18 protein-coding genes and 2 pseudogenes are annotated in these 19515 nt (G+C 63.9%); 12 read left to right on the forward strand and 8 right to left on the reverse strand.

What is annotated here, in order from left to right; translation table 11 throughout:
• Positions 1-486 precede the first annotated feature (486 nt).
• Positions 487-1530, reverse strand: a complete 1044-nt coding sequence (locus HWY30_RS07335) for a LacI family DNA-binding transcriptional regulator (protein WP_090806892.1) — start codon at positions 1528-1530, stop codon at positions 487-489.
• Between the two features lie 192 nt (positions 1531-1722).
• Here HWY30_RS07335 and HWY30_RS07340 point away from each other — a divergent pair, with 192 nt between their 5' ends.
• The 5 genes from HWY30_RS07340 to HWY30_RS07360 all read left to right on the forward strand — a co-directional run bounded on the left by HWY30_RS07340 (position 1723) and on the right by HWY30_RS07360 (position 8122).
• Entirely contained in the window at positions 1723-2889 is a 1167-nt protein-coding gene (locus HWY30_RS07340; protein ID WP_090806890.1) for an ABC transporter ATP-binding protein, read from the forward strand.
• Positions 2890-2909: 20 nt separating this feature from the next.
• Positions 2910-4889, forward strand: a complete 1980-nt coding sequence (locus HWY30_RS07345; protein ID WP_090806888.1) for a beta-galactosidase — start codon at positions 2910-2912, stop codon at positions 4887-4889.
• Positions 4890-4974: 85 nt separating this feature from the next.
• Positions 4975-6228 carry an ABC transporter substrate-binding protein gene (locus tag HWY30_RS07350; protein WP_090806886.1) on the forward strand — a complete coding sequence of 418 codons (1254 nt, stop codon included), beginning with the start codon at positions 4975-4977 and terminating at the stop codon, positions 6226-6228.
• Positions 6229-6285: 57 nt separating this feature from the next.
• Positions 6286-7260 (forward strand): carbohydrate ABC transporter permease, encoded by a 975-nt coding sequence (locus HWY30_RS07355; protein WP_090810189.1) that lies wholly within the window; start codon positions 6286-6288, stop codon positions 7258-7260.
• A gap of 10 nt (positions 7261-7270) precedes the next feature.
• Positions 7271-8122, forward strand: coding sequence for a carbohydrate ABC transporter permease (locus tag HWY30_RS07360; RefSeq protein ID WP_018423397.1), 852 nt, complete (start codon positions 7271-7273; stop codon positions 8120-8122).
• A 297-nt stretch (positions 8123-8419) separates the two neighbouring features.
• Here the strand turns inward: HWY30_RS07360 and HWY30_RS07365 are convergent.
• Positions 8420-8746: pseudogene (locus tag HWY30_RS07365) on the reverse strand (hypothetical protein); the annotation flags it as partial.
• 81 nt (positions 8747-8827) lie between these two features.
• Between HWY30_RS07365 and HWY30_RS07370 the strand changes: the two are divergent.
• From HWY30_RS07370 to HWY30_RS42895, 6 genes and pseudogenes are all read left to right on the forward strand, one after another.
• Entirely contained in the window at positions 8828-9160 is a 333-nt protein-coding gene (locus HWY30_RS07370) for a DUF2322 family protein (RefSeq protein WP_090806884.1), read from the forward strand.
• Positions 9161-9407: 247 nt separating this feature from the next.
• Complete coding sequence (locus HWY30_RS07375; RefSeq protein WP_090806882.1) at positions 9408-9698, forward strand: hypothetical protein; 291 nt, start codon at positions 9408-9410, stop codon at positions 9696-9698.
• A gap of 50 nt (positions 9699-9748) precedes the next feature.
• Positions 9749-9892 carry a hypothetical protein gene (locus HWY30_RS07380; protein ID WP_167368704.1) on the forward strand — a complete coding sequence of 48 codons (144 nt, stop codon included), beginning with the start codon at positions 9749-9751 and terminating at the stop codon, positions 9890-9892.
• A gap of 97 nt (positions 9893-9989) precedes the next feature.
• Positions 9990-10217 (forward strand): hypothetical protein, encoded by a 228-nt coding sequence (locus tag HWY30_RS07385; protein ID WP_090806880.1) that lies wholly within the window; start codon positions 9990-9992, stop codon positions 10215-10217.
• A 26-nt stretch (positions 10218-10243) separates the two neighbouring features.
• Positions 10244-10465 carry a hypothetical protein gene (locus tag HWY30_RS07390; RefSeq protein WP_176078861.1) on the forward strand — a complete coding sequence of 74 codons (222 nt, stop codon included), beginning with the start codon at positions 10244-10246 and terminating at the stop codon, positions 10463-10465.
• Positions 10466-11365: 900 nt separating this feature from the next.
• Positions 11366-11803: pseudogene (locus HWY30_RS42895) on the forward strand (sterol desaturase family protein); the annotation flags it as partial.
• Between the two features lie 183 nt (positions 11804-11986).
• Here HWY30_RS42895 and HWY30_RS07400 read toward each other — a convergent pair.
• The 5 genes from HWY30_RS07400 to HWY30_RS07420 all read right to left on the reverse strand — a co-directional run bounded on the left by HWY30_RS07400 (position 11987) and on the right by HWY30_RS07420 (position 18470).
• Positions 11987-13132, reverse strand: a complete 1146-nt coding sequence (locus HWY30_RS07400; protein ID WP_090806877.1) for an MFS transporter — start codon at positions 13130-13132, stop codon at positions 11987-11989.
• On the reverse strand, positions 13129-13923 hold the full coding sequence (locus HWY30_RS07405; RefSeq protein ID WP_090806875.1) for a DeoR/GlpR family DNA-binding transcription regulator: 795 nt from the start codon (positions 13921-13923) through the stop codon (positions 13129-13131). The genes HWY30_RS07400 and HWY30_RS07405 overlap by 4 nt, the downstream gene beginning before the upstream one ends.
• Before the next feature lie 99 nt (positions 13924-14022).
• Positions 14023-15525, reverse strand: a complete 1503-nt coding sequence (locus HWY30_RS07410) for a PepSY-associated TM helix domain-containing protein (RefSeq protein WP_090810187.1) — start codon at positions 15523-15525, stop codon at positions 14023-14025.
• 70 nt (positions 15526-15595) lie between these two features.
• Positions 15596-17875: a TonB-dependent receptor gene (locus HWY30_RS07415; RefSeq protein ID WP_425199360.1), complete on the reverse strand. Its 2280-nt coding sequence runs from the start codon at positions 17873-17875 to the stop codon at positions 15596-15598.
• 184 nt (positions 17876-18059) lie between these two features.
• Positions 18060-18470, reverse strand: a complete 411-nt coding sequence (locus HWY30_RS07420; protein WP_090806871.1) for a DUF2946 domain-containing protein — start codon at positions 18468-18470, stop codon at positions 18060-18062.
• Positions 18471-18609: 139 nt separating this feature from the next.
• On the opposite strand from HWY30_RS07420, the gene HWY30_RS07425 reads away from it, so the two are divergent.
• The gene (locus tag HWY30_RS07425) at positions 18610-18810 is read left to right on the forward strand and encodes a hypothetical protein (protein WP_090806869.1); all 201 of its coding nucleotides are present in this window, start codon (positions 18610-18612) and stop codon (positions 18808-18810) included.
• Here HWY30_RS07425 and HWY30_RS07430 read toward each other — a convergent pair.
• Positions 18805-19401: a putative pterin-binding protein gene (locus tag HWY30_RS07430; RefSeq protein WP_090806868.1), complete on the reverse strand. Its 597-nt coding sequence runs from the start codon at positions 19399-19401 to the stop codon at positions 18805-18807. The genes HWY30_RS07425 and HWY30_RS07430 overlap by 6 nt on opposite strands.
• Positions 19402-19515 lie beyond the last annotated feature (114 nt).

Below are 19515 nucleotides of genomic sequence, written 5' to 3' on the forward strand. Positions count from 1 at the left end.
GTACAGCAGGCGCGCGACCGCTCGTCAAGGAAATGTGAACGCGGAAATTCGCCGCGCCGCGAACCGCGTGCAGGCTGAGAGCCTTGTGTCGTAACGCTTTCGCGCTGTGCTGCAGTGCGAAGCGGCGCTTCTCGGCTTGGGGAAAGTCCTGGCCCGTCTGAAAGCGGGTTGAAATGTCAGCGGTGGTTTTTCAACGCAATTCGAGGTGCGTAACGCGCTTTTTCAGTGGGCGCTGAATGTTTGCGAGAGGTTGCGGCGGAACAGCGCTTGCGCGCGGCGACTGAATGCGAACTTTTCGGAGAGACCCATGCCTTCGCACTGGTGGCAGCGACGACTTTCTGGTCACCGCGGCGTTGGCCGCGCTCGCATGCGAAACGGTCCAGGCGCGCGTCCGGACGTTCGCACAGGTGTCGTTCGCGCCACGCATCGGTGTGCCCGCGCAATTGCGCGTTACTGCAACCTTGCGGCGCGGCTGTAACCGCCACATCAACCCGAACGCGGTGCGGCCGTCGATGCGCGCACGACCAGTTTCGGCTCGGACGAAATCCGCATCGGCACGGGCGCCGGCATGTCCCGCGCGGCGCGTCCCGGCTGTCCGTACGAAGTCTCGATCAGCTCGCGCAGCAGTTCCACTGCAAGTCCAGCGACCTCGACCGTCGGCACCGCCACCGTCGTCAGTGCGGGGCGCGACTCGCGCGCGAGCTGGATGTCGGTGATGCCGATCACGGACAGATCGTCCGGCACGCGCAGGCCCAGATCCGCGGCCGCGTGCATCGCGCCGAGGGCAGGCAAATCGTTGGTCGCGAAGATCGCGCTGAGTTGCGGATCGGCTTCAAGCAGCGCGCGGGCCGCCAGGTAGCCGCCGTGGATCGTGTCGGCCGCGTGTCGCACGCGATTTCTCGTCACACCGGCCGCGCGCAACGCGTCGACGAAACCTTCGAAGCGCGCCGCGTGAATGCCCGACACCTTGCTGCCGACGATCGCACCAAAGCGCCGATGCCCGAGCTCCAGCAGATGCTCGCCGGCCAGCTTGCCGGCCAGCCGGAAATCGACCGCGACGCACGGCAGCCCGGGCGGCTCGGTGGGCCGCTCCCACATGCACAGCACGACCGGCGTCCCGCGCGCTTCGGTCTCGTGCAGATCGGCGAAATCGAGGTTCGCGTTGGTCACGAGCACGCCTTCGGACAAGGTGCCGGCGATCTGGTCGAGGTACGCGCGGCCGCTTAGCGGATCATCGTTGGTATTGCAGATGATCACGAAGTGGCCGCTCGTGCGCGCAGCGCGTTCGACCGCGAGCGCGAACTCCGGATAGAACGGATTCGCGATGCTCGACACCATCAGCGCGAGCGTCGGCGCGCGGCCCTCGGCGAGCGCGCGTGCGGCGAGATGCGGGCGATAGCCGAGCGCCGCGACTGCCTCGAGCACGCGTTGCCGGGTCGTTTCGCCAACGCGGCCGCGCTTGCGCAGCACGTTGGACACGGTCGCTGGCGTGACGCCGGCATGGCGCGCGACTTCGCTGAGTGTGGGCATGATGTGGTCAGTATTTGGGATGGCTGTCCGACATTTGCGTCGCGGCGCGAGGCGCGGCAACATCTGTCATCGAACAACGTACAAAACGATATCGGAGACAGACCAACGATCGCCTTGCGATCGATTTTTCGGTCATGCTGATTAAGCGCTTAATCTCCGACTTCGCCCCGATTAAATCACGGAGTCGATGCAATGGCGAGCATTTCGTTACGAGGCGTGCAGAAGGCGTATGGCGACGGTGCGCCGGTGATTCGCAACGTCGATCTGGACATCGGCGAAAACGAGTTCTGCGTGTTTCTCGGCCCGTCGGGTTGCGGCAAGTCAACGCTGTTGCGCATGATCGCCGGGCTCGAGGATGTGACCGACGGCGACCTGTCGATTGGCGGGAAGACCGTCAACGACGTGCCGGCCGCGCAGCGCGGCGTAGCGATGGTGTTCCAGAGCTATGCGCTGTTTCCGCACATGAGCGTGTTCGAGAACATGGCGTTCGGCCTGAAACTCGCGAAGACCCCGAAGGATGAAATCGAACGCAAGGTGCGTGAAGCCGCGCGCATCCTGCAACTCGAGGCACTGCTCGAGCGCAAGCCGAAGGCGCTGTCGGGCGGCCAGCGGCAGCGCGTCGCGATCGGCCGCGCGATCGTCCGCGAGCCCGGCGTGTTTCTGTTCGACGAACCGCTGTCCAATCTCGATGCAACCTTGCGCGGACAAACGCGCGTCGAAATCGCGCGTCTGCATAAGCAGTTTGCGAAGGCGAGCGTGGTCTACGTGACGCACGATCAGATCGAAGCGATGACGCTCGCCGACAAGATCGTGCTGCTGCATTCGGGCAAGGACACCGAGCGTTACGGCAGCATCGCGCAAATCGGCGCGCCGCTCGAGCTGTATCACCGCCCGAAAAGCCGCTTCGTGGCCGGCTTTATCGGCTCGCCGCGAATGAATTTTCTGCCGGGCAAGGTGGCGTCACTCGATGCGCAGGGCGTGCTCGTCACGCTCGATCACACCGGCGAGAACGTGCGTGTGCCGGTCAGCAGCGCCGGACTGCAGCCAGCGCAGCCGGTCACGCTCGGCGTGCGTCCCGAGCATCTCGAGTTCGTCGATGCATCGGCCACGACGAATGCGGCCGCGTCGCAAGACGGCGTGCTCGCGCGCACCGTATCGCTCGTCGAGCAGCTTGGCGAACACAGCTACGTGCACCTCGATCAACCCGGCGGCGCCGTTCTGATCGCCAAGGCGCCCGGCAACACGCGCCTCGCTCCAGGCGATCGCGCGAGCCTGCGGGTGTCGCGCACGGCCTGTCATCTGTTTACCGAGGACGGTTTCGCGGCCGCGTCGCTCGAATCCGTCGAACACTACGCTTGAAAAACACTGGGGACATAGGGATGCGTCTTGGAGTCTGTTATTACCCGGAGCACTGGCCCGAGCCGATGTGGGACGACGACGCGCGCCGGATGAAAGCGCTCGGCATCGAGCAGGTGCGGATTGCGGAATTCGCCTGGAGCCGGATCGAGCCGACTCCCGGCGAATACGACTGGGGCTGGCTCGATCGCGCCGTCGACGTGCTCGGCGCGGCTGGCCTGAAAGTCGTCATGTGTACGCCGACCGCGACGCCGCCGAAGTGGCTGATCGATCGTCATCCGGAGATCTTGCCGATCGGCGCCGATGGACGTCCGCGCGCGTTCGGCTCGCGGCGTCATTACGACTTCTCGTCGCCCGCGTATTTCGAGGCGTCGCGTCGTATTTGCACGGCGGTGGCGGAGCGTTACGGCAAGCATCCGGCGGTCGCTTTCTGGCAGACCGATAACGAATTTGGCTGTCATCACACGGTGGTCAGTTATTCGCCGGCCGCGGTCGCGCGCTTTCGCGAGTGGCTGAAGGCGCGTTATCGCACGATCCAGGCGTTGAACGAGACGTGGGGCACAGTGTTCTGGAGCATGGAGTACCGCGGCTTCGAAGAAATCGACGCGCCGGTCGGCACCGTGACCGAGGCGCATCCTTCGCATCGTCTCGATTACCGGCGCTTCGCATCCGACGAAGTGGCGCGCTACAACCGCATGCAGGTCGAGATCATTCGCGCGCATTCGCCGGGGCGGTCCGTCGCGCACAACTTCATGCAGCTCTTCACCGAGTTCGATCACTACAAGGTCGCGGCCGATCTCGACGTCGCAACGTGGGACAGCTATCCGCTCGGCGCGCTAGAAGAGCAGTGGTTCGCGCCGGACATCAAGGCGCGCTGGTTGCGCACTGGTCATCCGGACTTCGCGTCGTTCAATCACGACGTCTATCGCGGCATGTCGAAGCTGCCGTTCTGGGTGATGGAGCAGCAGCCGGGACCGGTGAACTGGGCGCAGTGGAATCCGGCGCCGCTGCCGGGCATGGTGCGGCTGTGGAGCTGGGAAGCGTTCGCCCACGGCGCGGGCTGCGTGTCGTATTTCCGCTGGCGTCAGGCGCCGTTCGCGCAGGAGCAGATGCATGCGGGGCTCAATACGCCCGACAACCGGCTCGACGTCGGCGGCAATGAAGCATCGCGGGTGGCGTCGGAAATTCACGCGGTGCTCGCCGCGAGCGCCGACGCCAATGCGTCGATCCGCTCGAAAGTCGCGCTCGTCTACGACTATGAAGCGAAGTGGTTGTTCGAGATTCATCCGCAGGGCGCGGACTTTCACTATCCGCGGTTCGCATTCGAGTACTACTCGGCTTTGCGCGCGCTCGGACTCGACGTCGATGTCGTGCCGGCCGATGCATCGTTCGATGGTTATAGCCTCGTCGTCGTGCCGCCGCTGCCGGTCGTGCCCGACGATTTCGCCGAACGTCTCGCGCGCTCGGGCGCGCAGGTCGTGCTCGGTCCACGCACCGGATCGAAGACGCGCGAGCTGCGGATTCCGGCGAATCTGCCGCCGGGCGCATTGGCGTCGGTGCTGCCGCTGCGCGTGTGGCGCGTCGAATCGATGCGGCCGAACGTGACCGAAGCCGTCGTGCTCGAACAGCAGGGCGGTGCCGCCGAGGGCTTCGCGCGACACTGGCGCGATTTCATCGACAGCGATGCATCATCTTCATTCGACGTGCGCGCGCGTTTCGCGGACGATCATCCGGCGTACGTGCGAAGCGGCGCGTATCACTACTTCGCGAGCCTGTTCGACGACGCCTTGACCGTGCGCCTGTTCGCGCGCATCGCGCAGGAAGCGGGCCTCGAAACGCAGGCACTCGGCGACAGCGTGCGCATCAGCCGTCGCGGCGGACTGACGTATGTGTTCAACTATGGCGATAGCACCCACGCGCTCGACGACATTTCCGACGACGCATTCGTGATCGGCTCCCGGGAGGTGGCGCCGCAAGGGGTGGCGGTCTACCGCTCGCAATAGAAGTCTGGCCTTGGCAATTCCACGCAGTCATTCGATATAGAAGCGACAACGACGTAAAAACCATGGAAAGAAGGAGACAGTCAGGATGAAACTGAAACCACGCAAGATTCTGTTGGCGCTCGCGCTGGCCGCGGTTGCCGCGGGGACCTCGGTCGTCGGCACCGCGCAGGCGGCCACGCTCGCGATGAACATCGCGTACAAGGGTGCGAGCCAGCGCGCGGTTTGGCAGCAGGTGGTCGACGAGTTCAAGAAGGCGCATCCCGGGATCGACGTGAAGGTATCGTTCATCGATGAGGAAGCCTACAAGGTTCAGTTGCCGGGTTGGCTTTCGACTGTCGCGCCCGATATCGTCAACTGGCACGACGGCGAGCGTATGGCGTATTACGCGCAGCGTGGCCTGTTCGAGGATCTGACCGGCGACTGGCAGAAGAACGGCTGGAACGACATGTATGCGTCGACGAAGGAAGCATCGTCGTACAAGGGCAAGCAGTATGCCGCGCCGACCGTGTACTACTCGTGGGGGATGTTCTATCGCAAGGACCTGTTCGAGAAGGCCGGCATCAAGGGCGAGCCGAAAACGTGGGACGAGTTTCTCGACGCCGCGAAAAAGCTGAAGGCCGCCGGCATTGCACCGATCGCGGTGGCGGGCCGCGATGCCTGGACGCTGGCCGGCTGGTTCGATTATCTCGATCTGCGCCTGAACGGCAATGCGTTTCACCAGAAGCTGATGGCCGGCGAAATTCCGTACACCGATCCGCGCGTGAAGAAGGTCTATACGACGTGGAAGCAACTGATCGACGACGGCTACTTCATCAACAATTCACTGTCCTACGATCTCGACGCGGTGCAGCCGTTCCTGTTCCAGGGCAAGGCTGCCATGATGCTGATGGGGACGTTCATTGCGGCGGGTTTCCCGGACAACGTGAAGCCGCAAATGGGGTACTTCCAGTTCCCGATCATCGACTCCAAGGTGCCGACCGCCGAGGACGGGCCGGTCGAATCGCTGCATATTCCGTCGAAAGCGAAGAACAAGTCCGATGCGCACACGTTCCTTGCGTTCGTCGAGACGCCTCAGATCGGTGCGCAACTCGCAAAGGGACTCGGCTCGTTGTCGGCGAACAGCAAATCGCCGGAGCCTGAAGATCCGATTTCGAAGATCGGCTTCCAGATCCTGTCGAACACGAAGGGCGGCATTGCGCAGTTCTACGATCGCGACATGACGAAGGAAATGGCCGACGAAGGGATGAAGGGGATGCAGCAGTTCGTCTCCGATCCCTCGAAACTGGACGACATCCTCGCGCAGCTCGAGCAGACGCGTCAGCGTATCTACAAGAAGTGAGCGGCGGCGGCCGCAAGGCCGCTGTCCGATGCATCGGATTGGATCGGGAGATTGATCGTGTCGCATTCCGTCAGCCGTCGTAGCGTCGACGGTCCTGTTGAACCCGGCGGCCCGGGCTTGCCGGCGTCGAGCGGTGCGCTGAGCGGCGCGTCGGTCGCGTCGCGCCGGCGCGGCCCGACGCCGACCGCACGGCGGCAGCGGCGCGCCGCGTTCCTGTTTCTCGCGCCGGCCTGCTTCATGGTGGCCGTGTACGTGGTGTGGCCGATCCTCTCGACGATCCGCCTGAGCTTCTTCAACTGGGATGGGATGACCGAGCCGACCTTCATCGGCCTCGCGAACTATATCGAGCTGGTCCATACGCCCACGTTCTATACGGCGCTCAAGAACAACCTGATCTGGCTCGTGCTGTTTTTGCTCGCACCGCCGATGGGCCTCGCCGTCGCGCTGTATCTGAATCAGGCGGTGGCGGGCATCCGCATCGTCAAGTCGCTGTTTTTCGCGCCATTCGTGTTGTCGGGGGTCGTGGTCGGACTGATCTTTTCATGGTTCTACGATCCGACCTTCGGCCTGCTCGCGATGATGCTCGGCCACGGCGTGCCGGTGCTCGGCGATCCGCGCTATGCGACGCTCGGCATCGTGTTCGCGGCGCTGTGGCCGCAAACCGCGTACTGCATGATTCTTTATCTGACCGGCTTGACCACGTTGAACGCCGAGCAGATCGAAGCTGCGCGAATGGAAGGCGCGCAGGGCTGGTCGATGCTCTGGCATGTCATCCTGCCGCAGTTGCGGCCCACGACGTTCATGGCGATCGTCGTGACGATCATCGGCGCGCTGCGCAGCTTCGATCTGATTTCGGTGATGACGGGCGGCGGTCCGTTCGAAAGCTCGACGGTGCTCGCCTATTTCATGTACGACCAGGCGATCAAGTACTACCGCATCGGCTATTCGGCGGCGATCGCGGTGGTGCTGTTCGGCATCATGCTCGTGTACATCGTCTATCACCTGCGGCGGATGCTGCGCGCCGAGCAATGAGGAGCCGCTAATGTTTCCGATTCCGATCGACAAATGGAAGCCGGCCACGCGCCGCGCATACAAACTGACGTTGCCGATTGCACTCGTGATCTGGCTGTTGCCGATGATCGCGGTGCTGGTCACGTCCGTGCGTTCGACCGAAGAACTGAGCGAGGGCAACTACTGGGGATGGCCGAAGCACTTCGCGATGTTCGATAACTATCGCGAGGCATTGACGACGTCGCCGATGCTGCATTACTTCTGGAATAGCGTGCTGATTACGGTTCCTTCCGTAGTGGGTTCGATCGCACTCGCGGCGATGGCGGGCTTTGCCTTGGCGATCTATCGCTTTCGCGGCAATTCGACGTTGTTCGCGACGTTCGTCGCAGGCAACTTCGTGCCGATCCAGGTGTTGATGATTCCGGTGCGGGATCTGTCGTTGCAACTCGGTCTGTTCAATACCGTGAGCGCGCTGATTCTGTTTCATGTGTCGTTCCAGACCGGCTTTTGCGCGCTGTTTCTGCGCAACTTCATCAAGCAACTGCCATTCGAGCTGGTCGAGGCGGCGCGCATCGAAGGGGCGAACGAGTGGACCGTGTTCTTCAGGATCGTGCTGCCGCTGATTCGTCCGGCGCTCGCGGCGTTGGCGATCCTCGTGTTCACGTTCGTGTGGAACGACTATTTCTGGGCCTTGTGTCTGACGCAAGGCGATGACGCCGCGCCGATCACGGTCGGCGTGGCCGCGCTGAAAGGGCAGTGGACGACCGCGTGGAATCTCGTTTCGGCGGGATCGATTCTGGCGGCGCTGCCGTCGGTCATGATGTTCTTTGCGATGCAGAAGCATTTCGTCGCGGGTCTGACGTTTGGCGCGACGAAGGGGTGATGCTGTTCACGCGTGGCGCTGCTGCGTAGAGAAGGGTTGCCCGCGGAAGCGGGCTTTTTTTCGGCGCGGCGAACTGCTGCTCGCACGCTGACTTCTCGATCAACGCTTTTCAGCTTACGCCGGGTTGACCCGCTGCATAACGGCATTCAACGCCGCGCGCGCACTATCGAGAGGCCGCTTGCCTTCGCCGACTTCGCTCGCGAGGTCCAACTTCTGCTACGGGTATGGCTGCTACCCGTATCAACCATCGAACGAGGCCTTCCTGCCTGAAAACAGGAAGGAAGGCGCCTGCCGCTATCAGGCCGGATCAGCGTACTTCAGCGTCCACGTCAGCGTACGGCTGGTGCCGCCCGTCAACGCGAACGGGTTGGTCGTACAGGCGAAGTTGGAGTGCAACTGTCCAATCGGCGTGGTCGACAGCGGGTTCGTCGCGGGGCTATTCGTGTAGCTGACCGAGTAGCCGTCGCTATTCGCCGTCGTGTTCAGGAAGTCCGCGAACGACGTGTAGTCCGTTTCCACCGCGAGATTGCCCGTCAACGTGCCCGAGCTCAGCGTATCGGTGCGCGTGATCGAGCTCTTGGCGAATGTCATCACGGTGTGCACCTGCAGATCGAGATCCGTCGTGGCCACCAATTCGCCCGCTCGCCGCCCATCGGATAAGATACGGCCCGCCATGCATTTTTTAGAACGGAAGGAGTGGTTTCAATGATCGAACCGAGCAACGTTTTCAAGGAAAATCTCGCCAGAATGCCGGCGATCGACGGCATCGCACGCATCGATCTGGTCAATGGCAGCGGTACCGTGGTCGCTAGCATCGAGAACAAACCTGGCAAGCAGGGCTCGCTCGCGGTGTACAACTACCTGCGCGGCGCGTTCGGCACGCTCGACGCGAAGGCGGCCGAACACGGCCTCGCGCTGTTTGCCGAGCATACGGCCGACGCGCGCAACCGTCCGGGCGCGCATCCGAACGTCGACCACCTGCTGGCGATTGCCGCTGGCGGCGAGGCATTGCGCATCGGTGTTGTTGCGGCAGCTTGAGGCCGCTCAAAGTCTTTTCCGCGCCGGCAAGGTAGACGTTTTCCTGCCGCTGCCGCGAATTCCAACGCCCCGGCGACGGGATTTGCGGCCCACCTGCGCTAATTGCTCGGTAAAAACCCTCGTTTTTCCCGAAGCCCCCGGATTGGCTTCAGATTCGGCTTCTGTTCGGTGAATTGAAGCGCGGGGGGGCGGCGCACACTGGGTTCGTCCCGTCGCGTATATCGCGCTTTTCCGTCAGGAGCCCCGGATGTCTTCCCGTCACGACAAACCCCACCGGTTCGACGCCGACATGCCGGAACTCGTCACCTCGGAACGGGATCAGCCGACGCCGGGTCCGGACGACCGCGCGATGCGCGAACTGCAACGCGGTTCCGAAGCCATCGTGCGTCTGGCCACGCAGGCACACGCGGCCATCGCCCGAAGCGACGAAGCCGGCGCGCAAGCCGCGCGCCAATCGCTCGAAACGCAGCTGACGTTCACGACCGCCCTGATCGATGAGCTGCTGTTCGGTGCGCCCGAGCGGTCCACGCTGCATTGACAGCCTACGCGGCAGCATCACCGTACTATCCCGAAGTACCGGAAACTGACATGAGCGCTTTGACCGTCATTCTTTGCATCTGGGCCATGGTCGCGTTTTGCGCGGTCCTGTTCATCCGCGGCGCGAGTCCGCGCGTCGAGCGTGAGGCGGAGCAGCCGCGTGCTCGTCCGTCGCGCTATTCGATCGCCGAGTAACGCGCACGACCAACGACGCGGAACCAACGGGGTAACATGAGGAGCGCCGGCGCCACTGCCGGCCGGCACCGACGATGTTCCCCACGGAGGTTCCCGTATGGACACACATTCGATTCTCGGCATGCTGCATGCCGAAGAGGCTTTGCTGATCTCCATCGTGCGGTCGCTGCCCGACGATATCAAGCGCAGGATCGCCAACGACTTTCACGAGCAGGCGCAACTCGCCGAAAGCTCGCATCTGAATTCCACCACGAACCGCGAAACGAGCGACGCGTTCAAGGCCCATGTCCGACGGCTGTCGAACATGCTTGCTTCGTTGTCGTAACCCGGTCGCGCAACGGCGACCCCGACGTGTCGCTCCTGAGCAAGGACTCGACGCAGGCCGTTGCCCGCGTGCCGATACCGGCGTCGGCACCCGCACCGGTCGCGCCCGCTGCGCAAGCTCCCGCGTACACCGTGAACGGTGTGCCGCAGGATCCGCTCAAGGTCGACCTGCCGCGGAAGAGGTCGCTTGCCGGCGATGAATTACGGCAGTTCGAGTCGTGTGTCGCGCAATTGACCGCGCTGCTGTAAGCCGCTTGCCGTCTCAACTTTGCGACACGCCGGTCCGCATGATTCAGGCGCGCTTTCGTCGCATGACGTGTCGGCATGTTGACTGGTAGGGATCGCAAACCTTGGTCCGTCAATGCGCGTTCGGGTATTCCCGCGCGCGTCGAACGACGTGTACGAGCCAGCACGAAGGCGTCGGGGCATCCCCGCGGCGTCTCATTTCCGATGCATTGCGTGCGATCAGGCCCGCTTCGAAGTGCCCCGGCAGGCATTTCTCCATACGTAGCAGGCCTTCATTCCAGCATGGCATAGCCATTGCAATGACGAATGCACAAGAACTACACATGTTGCAGCCGGGATTTCACGCAGTGAACAAATGCCGACGGCAGCAAAAATCTTCGCGATTCGCGCCCGGGGAGCTTGGCGCAACTTGCGAGGTGCGGCGGGGCCAATAGCAAACGGATGTCGACAAACAACGACGACGCAAGCGGACGATACGGCTGCATCTATCGTCCGCTCGCGATCGTGACGGCGTGAAGCGATGACCCCGCCATTTTTTTTCCGTGCTTGCGGGTGAAGCCGAATTCGCGGCGGGCCCCCGCTAAAGGGCGCTTGCGCGCGGGCCGGCGGGCTGCGAAGATCATGCTAACGACCGCCGCATCAGGGAATTCCATGTTAGCGTCGAGCCCATTTCCCGCATTGCTGCACCACGCGAGCCTGTGGCTGCAAGCCTACGCGCTCGTGCTGGTCATGATGGGCGTCGGTGCGTTGCTCGAGCGTCGCTGGCCAGCCGCATTGCTGCAATCGCGCGCGGGGCAGCGTCTGAACATGGCGTATGCGGGTCTGTATCTGGCGTTGGCGGAAGCCACGAAGCCGCTGACGGCGGCCGCGAGCGTCGCGATCGTCAATGCACTCGGCGGCGGGATGGTGGTGCTGGTGTCGCGCGGGTGGGGCGCGCTTGCTTCGTTCGTGATCGTGCTGCTGACGATCGATTTCCTCGAATACGCGTTTCATCGCTTGCAGCACACATGGCCCATCCTGTGGAAGCTGCATTCGCTGCACCATAGCGCGGTGGATTTCAACGTGACGATCACGTTGCGGCATCATTGGATAGAAGTGCTGCTCAAGGGCTGCCTGCTTTATCCGCTCGTCGGCGTCCTGTTCAAGGTCGAGCCGTGGATCGTCGGTGCGACCTCGATCGTGTTCATGTTCGGCAACTATTTCGCGCATCTGAATCTGCGCATGGACCTTGGCCGCTACGTCACGTGGGTCAACAATCCGCAGTATCACCGGCTGCATCACTCGATTCGCGCCGAGCATTTCAATCACAACTTCACGCAGCTATTGCCGATGTGGGATCACGTGTTCGGCACGCGTTGGGTGCCCGCGAAACACGAGTGGCCCGCCACCGGTCTCGACGATGGTACGCAGCCGAGCTCGTTGCTCGGCGCGTTCAGCTGGCCATTGGGTCAGCATGCGGCACGCGATGCGTTACCCGTTCGCAAGCCGCTTGCCGTGCTCGACAAGAAAGCGAAATAACGCTGGCTACGCGGGTCGCGCGGCGCGCACCGCGTTGCCGCCCAGCAGCGACACGATCAGCGTGGCCATCACGAGCACGCCCAGCGCCGCGCGCAGGCCGAGCACGCCGGCACCGAAACCAATCAGCGGCGGCCCGACCAGAAAGCCCGCATAGCCGAACGTGGCCGCCATCGACACGCCGATCGCCGGCGTCGCGCTCGAGCGACCCGCCGCGCTGAAAATCACCGGAACGATATTCGCGAGACCGATGCCGACCATCGCGAAGCCGACGCACGCGGTCAGCACCGTCGGCAGGCTCAGCACGAGCGCGAGTCCGGCGAGCGCGATCAGACCGCCGAGCGCGACGACCTTGCTCGAACCGAAGCGCCGCACCGATGCGTCGCCGGCGATCCGGCAGGCCGCCATTGAAAACGCGAACGCGGAGTAGCCGATCGCGGCGACGCTCGCTTCCTGGTTCAACGTGGAGCGCAGGTACACCGCGCTCCAGTCGGCCACCGCGCCTTCGACGAGCATGCACATGAACGCCAGCAGCGCCAGTTTCATCACGCTGCTGTCGGGCCATGCGAAGCCGCTCGACGCGGCGGCCGCGCGCGGACCGATATCGCGCAACGCAAACGACGCGGCGAAAATGATCAGGGCCGCGATCAACAGATCGGGCGCGAACAGCCCGCCCATGACGCCGACGCCGCCTTTCTGCAACATCGCGCCGCTCGCCGTGCCAAGCAGGCCGCCCGCGCTCCACGCGGCATGAAACGACGACATGATCGGCGCGCGCCAGCGTGTTTCGATCGCGCTCGCATGTCCGTTCATCGACACGTCGAGCGCGCCGTTCGACGCGCCAAGCGCAAACAGCACCACGCACAACGTCAGCATGCCCGGCGCGAGCGCGGGCAACGGCAACGCGATCGCGAATGCCGCGCCGAGCAGCGCGGTGGCGCGGCCGCTGCCGACGCGCGGCGCGAGCTGTCCCGCGAGCGGCATCGCAACGATGGCGCCGAGCGCGAAGCAGAACAGCGCGATGCCGAGCGAGGTGTCGCTGAGCGCCAGGCTTTCCTTGATGCGCGGCACCTCGACCGCCCATGCGCCGATGCCGAAACCGTTGGCCAGAAAGACGGCGAGCGTTGCGATGCGTTCCCTGACGAGTGAGTTCATGGGCGTGCCGCCATCACGTTATCGCAGACGGCCCGCAGGCTCGCGACACGCGCGTCCGGCACGTCCGCTTCGACGAACAGATAATCGACGGCCGAAACAGGCGCTACCGCGAACGGCGCCGCTGTCATGAGCTTTTCCGAGGTCAGTGCGATGGCGATCTGGCTACTCGCTTTGACCATCGCGCGTTTCAGTTCGGCGTCCTCTGCGTCGAATACGGCGACGCCTTCGTCGGGGTCGAAGGCGCAGGCGCCGAGAAAACAGAGGTCCGCGCGGATCTGCTGGATCTGCAGCAGCGCGGTCGCGCCGAGCGAGCCCGCCGCGCCGCCGGCGATGCGGCCGCCGATCAGGATCACGTCGATACCCGGGCGGTTCAGCAGCCGCGCGCAGGCCTCGGGCGAATTCGTGACGACGCTCAGGCCGGCGTTGTCGGGCAGCGCCGACGCGATCGCGACGTTCGTCGTGCCCGCGTCGAGCAGCACGATCTGCTTCGGACGAACGATCGATACGGCCGCCGCGGCAAGGCGTGCCTTGCGATCGACGGCCTCATGCATGCGCAGCGCCGCGGGTTTGTCGGCGGGCGACATCAGTAGCGCACCGCCGTACACGCGCTTGCAGAGCCCCTGATCCGCGAGATCGCGCAGATGACGGCGCACGGTGTGCTCGGAGATCTGCAACTCGGCGGCCAGCTCGGCCGCGAGCACGCGACCATGCGCGCGCAATCGCTCCAGAATCAATGCTTCGCGCTGCTCGGGCAGTAGCCCGTTGATTGCATCTTCCCGGGTTCGCTGCATGGGTCTCGTCTCCGTTCCGGTGTGAATCGATCATAATCGAGCAAAATGTATCGTAAACGCTCGTGGGGCGCAAGCGGTGCGCCCCGGCTCGTCTTGATCTCACGCGACGCCGTTCGGTTCCGGTCGTGAGTCACGGCCGAAAACCAGCCGGTCGAGCAGCCACACCGTGACGAGCGTTGCGCCCATCAGCGGGAAAACGACGCCGAGAAGCGCGAGGCCGGTTGTCCAGCCACGCATCGGCGGTGCGGCGCGCTCGCGCGACGGCGCGCCGAGCGAGCGTTGTGGCCGACGTTTCCACCACATCACGAAGCCGGTCACAGCGAGCGCGCCAAGGCCGAGCGAAATGGCTGCGCACAGTATCTGATTCGCGACGCCGAAGTAGCGACCCATATGCAGCGACGTACCGTACGACACGGCCTTCGCGATCGCGCCGTAATCGCCGTAGCGAATGTCCTTCAGGATCGCGCCGCTGTATTGGTCGACGTACAGCGTGCGTTCGTCTTTGGGATTCGCGGGGAAATAGGAGAGCGTGTAGACGCCGGCTGCGGAGTTCGGCAGCACGATGCGGTAGCCGTCCGCGATACCGAGCGACGCGGCGAGCGCGACGATATGCCCGAGCGACAGAGGCTGCGCCGCGTCGGTGGCCGCGGAAGAGGGCACGCTCGCGTTGCCCACGGCCCACGGCGTCAGCGGCAACGGCAGGTCGTCCATGACCATGCCGGGCATCGAGTCCATGTCGGCGCGCGTCGCATGCGCGACCGTGGCGCTCGCGTGGCCCGGGTGGTCCGAGGGCGTTCCCGGCACGATGGAGCGCAACGGCAAACCGCCCCACGCGCCCGGCGGAGCGCCAAGCTTCGTCGCGGTCGCGAACGCCTTGAACTGTTTGCCCCACGAGCCGGTCCACGGCAGCCCCGTCAATACGAACGCAAGTGCGCCAAGGGCGAGCCAGATGCCGATCACCGCGTGAAGACTTTTCCATAGCGGACGTCCTTTCAGCGCCAGGCGCGGCAGCAGCACCGCGCGCGCGGTCGTTTTGCCGCGCGGCCACCATAGTGCGACGCCGGTGCCGATCATCACGAGCGTCCAGCATGCGGCCAGTTCCATCAGCAGTTCGCCGGGCTTGCCGAGCAGCAGCTTGCGATGAAGCATGCGATCCACCTGCATCAAGCGATGCTCGACGCTCAGCGTGCCCAGCACCTCGCCGCTATACGGATTCAGATAGATGCTCTGCTGCGAGCCGTCCGCGAGACGAAATACGAATTCGGCGCTGCGTTGCGGATCGCGGGTGATCACGGCGGTCGTCGCGATCGAGCCGGGCGGCATCGCCGCGCGCGCTTTCGCGAGCAGCGCGTTGTCGGCCAGCCTCGGCACGGCTTGTGGTGCGACGACCAGTTGCTGTCGATAAAGCAGCGGCTCGATCTGCGGCTGGAAGCAATACAGCGTGCCGGTGATGGCGAGCACGAGTAGAAAAGGCATCACGAAGAGGCCCGCATAAAAATGCCAGCGCCACAGTGTTCGATAGCCTGGATGTGTCGGGCCGCTCGTGGCGGCGGTTGTACCGTTCTGCGCGCGCACGCGTTCGGCGGTTCGAGTCGTGGACATGAAATCCTCGTCGGGCAAATGGGTCGATGGTTCGTTTGCGACAAGCGGTTTGCCGCGTCTCGCATCAGGCTTAGATATGCAGCTTCGCTTCGACATAAAACGTGCGGCCCGGATACGGGTGGTAGACGAAGTAGCGCGCGTCGAACAGGTTGTCGACGCCGATGCCGAGTTCGCTGAGCTTCGTCGGCTTGAACGTGAACTTCGCGTCGACAACCGTGTAGGTGCTGGTGCCGCCGAACACGTTGGGGTTCGTGTCGGTATTCGTCAGCGTGTTGTACTGACGACCCGAGTAACGCGCAGCGAGCGTCAGCGCCGCGCGCGCGTCGAAGTGATACGTCGCGGCAAGATTCGCGCGCCACAGCGGAATGCGGTAGAAGTACTTGCCGACCGAGGCCGGATTCCGTGCGTTCTCGAGGATCTTCGACTGCGTGTACGCGACGCTCGCGAGCAGATCGAGCCCGCGCACGAACACGTCCTCGCCCGAATAGCTTGCTTCGACGCCGCGCGAGCGAACCTTGCCGATGTTCTGGAAGTTCGTCACGCTCGGAATCACGGTGGTGTCGGTCTGACTGAAGATCGTGTTCTTCACGTCGTCCTGAAAGAGGGAGAAGCGGAACACGCCATTCCAATGCGCCCATTCGGCGCTCAGCTCTTTCGACAGATCGTCTTCGGGCTGCAAATATGGATTGTTGTTGACGATCGCGGAGCCGTTGATTTGCCCCTGGAACAGTTCGCTCGCGGTCGGAAAGCGATACGCGCGAGCGATCGACGCGCGCAAAGTCAGCTCGTCGCTGACATCGAACGATAGCGACGCCTTCGGCGAAAGGTGGCGCTGGCTGGCATCGCTGTACGCGATCGTCGTGCCGGGCAGCGACTGTGCGCCATCGTAGGCTTGCCAGTCTTCATAGCGCGCGCCGTAGACGAGCTTCCAGCGCGGCAGAAAGCGCCACGCGTCCTGCGCATAAAGAGCTTGCGTCTGCGTCTTGCCGGTGAACGCGTTGGCGAACGAGGTCGCGTCGCCGTCGCGCCAGTTCAGCGTGTTGTAGGTCTGGTTGTCGACGTAGTAGTTGTCGTAGTGGTAGCCGACGCTCAGTGCGTGATTGGCCAGTCCTGGCTGGTTCGTCGCGGGCGTATAGGTGCCGCGCAGGTCCAGCGTCTTCCAGCCGGTGCCGTCGTTGAACAGCACGGTGCCGGGGCCATTGCCCGGACCGCCGGCACTCGCGGTGCGTGCGACGCCATTGCCGATGTCGTAATACGAGGCGATCGCCTCGCCGTTCCAGCCGGTCGCGTTGCGCGTTTTCAGCGACACGCCGTAGAGCCAGTTCTCGCTGTGCCCGACACCCGGCGCAAACGCGGCCGCCGGAATCGTGTAGTGGTAACCGTTGATCGATACGTTGCCGCTGTACACAGGGTTGCCGGCCGCGTCGCGCAGGAACGTCGATGTTTCGCTGTTGTACGTCTGGTGCCAGTAGCCGAGCGTGAAGCCGCCCTGCAGCGTCGGCGTGAAGTCGTACTGCATCTTCAGCTTGAACTGGTCCTGCACCGTGTGCTCGATGCCTTCGCCGTTCACACCGAGCACGGCCGTCGGCGCATTGGTCTGGTTGTTGTAGAAATAGGCGCCGGTGACGGGCGTGTCGCCGGCCTTGGCGGGCGTGGTCGATTTAGCGAGTGTTGCGAATTGCAGCGGCTGACTCGTGTTCTCGAGATGATTGACGCCGAGCCGGTACGAGAACTTGCCGATGCTATCGCCGATCGACGCGCTCGCTTCGCTGCCGTTGAAGCTCTGGTTCACGCCGAACAGGCTGAAGTGCTGCGTGAATGCCTTCACGTCGGCGTTGGCCTCGAACTGCTTTGGCATGCGCGTGCTGATCAGCACGGTCGCGCCGAGCGAATTGCCCGGATACAGCGCGGAAAACGGCCCGTAGATTACGTCGACCTGCTGGATTTCGTCGGGATACACCATCGACCAGCGCGGCGGAAACGAATAGCTATTGCCAAGCAGGTTGCTCAGCAGCAAGCCGTCCGCATAGACGAGGCCGCGCGCGCTCTGCGTATTGCTGGTGCCGCGCACCGCGATGATCGAATTCAGATCGCCGATAAAGCGCTTGCGTACCGCCAGGTTCGGCATGTACTTGAGCACGTCCTCGGTGTTGACGACGTTCCAGTTCGCGAACTGATCGCGCGTCACGGTTTCGACGGAGGCCGGCAGGTTCGGGTCGACGGCGCGCGGTGCGGCGCTCGCGCTTGCGCTTGCGCTCGCACTGACGCTGACGGCGGGCAGCGTCGCGTCGGTGTTTGCGTCGGCGGCATGCGTGGGTGTTGCGACGAAAGCCGGCACGAAGGCAGGCATGAGCGCGGGCCAAAGAACGGAACGACGAACCGCGCGACGAGCGGAAAAGACAGCGTCACGGCGGACGCAATAAGAGAGCCTTCGCAGCGCGAAGTTGAACATGAGCGTTTCCTCGATGCATTGAACAGGCGATCGCAGGCCTCGTCGATGTGGGCGACGAAGGCGCGATCAGAACCGGTAGCGATCAGGAAACGGCAGGTGGGGCGCGCGGACGTCCCGACGGGAAGGCGCCAAGCGGGGTGAAGCGGGTGGACAGCGTGGGCGGCGCGGTGCCGGCCAGCGGCAGCGCGGCCGGCGGCTCGACGGCGGCGAGCGTCGGCATCGCGACGTGATGTTCGAGCAGATGACAGTAGCCGCAGGCGCCGAAGGCATCGTCGTGGCTCAGATGCACGGGCGCGGGGCTGGTTTGAGCGACGACGCTCGCATCGCTCACATTGCTTGCACCAGCCGGGTGAAGCGCCGAACATAGCGCGGCAATCGGCTCGTGGGCGCGGCCCGATTCGAGCAACTGACTCACGAGCGGCGCGAACACGACGAGCCACATGGCGATGAGGCCAAGCCATGCGGTCAGGTGGTTGCGCGAGTGTCGAGTCATGATCGTCGAAGAAAAGACGGGCGCGATTCTAGCATCACCGCGCGATCCTTTCATTCGCAATGACGGGCATAACGGCGGATTAGACGATGAAACAGCGCTTATTTCGGTGCGCTGAGGCCGAGGCAACAACCAGCGAGCCGTGGCGCTATGTTCGGCCGGGCAGTTCGCCGACGCGTTGCCCCTCGTCGCGCCGCTGCTCGACGATTCCGCCTTGCCGAACGATCAGCGGGCCGAAGCGTTCAATATTGCCGGTGCGTGTTCGTTCGCGCTGGGTCAGTGGGCGAGCTCGGTCGAGCGCGCGCGGCAGGCGTGCGTCGAGCGATTCGGCGGCGCGCTATGACGCCTCTGTGAGCTGCATGTGATACAGGCCCCACGGCGACAATTCGAAGCGGTCCTTCAGTGGCTTGGCCGCGAGTTCGGGAATCTGATCGGCGTCGTAGATCGCCCATAACGGCCCCACGCCGCCGAGCGCCAGCGGCTTGCCGTCCATTTGTGTCGCGACGATGAAGTGATACTCGCGCACCTTGTCGAGCGTCGTCAACACCGCGTAGCCATCGACCGCGTGCATGACGATCTGCATGCTGCCCGCGTCGGGCGCACCGACGTTTGCGAGCACGTCGGTGAGCAGCGGGCCGCTAAACGTATGCATGTGCGCATCGTATTCGATCGTCGGATGGATCGTCACGGTCTTCATGCTGGCGAGCCACGGCAGATCGACGCCGTACGCTTGCGAAAACTTCACCTGGTGCTTCGCCAGCAGTTGATCGAAAGCCGGATTGAGCGCGCCGCGATTGCTGTGCTTGATCGCGCCGGAGATCGTCAGGACGACCGGAGACGGCCCGCATTCGGCGTGCTCACGCTTCGCGCCGAATGCGGGCGCGACCGCCGCGCCCAGTGCCGCGGCGCTGGTCAGGAACTGGCGTTTGTTCATTACGTTTTCTCCGGGTGTCGTCGAGGCGCCGCGTGGTGAGGTGCGCGCTCTTCTATTGTCGGAGAATTGTCGCCGCACGTGATACGGCGATGCTTCATTAACGCGTCATTCGCT

It is taken from the genome of Paraburkholderia tuberum STM678, from assembly GCF_902833905.1.
In the GTDB taxonomy this organism is placed as follows: domain Bacteria; phylum Pseudomonadota; class Gammaproteobacteria; order Burkholderiales; family Burkholderiaceae; genus Paraburkholderia; species Paraburkholderia tuberum.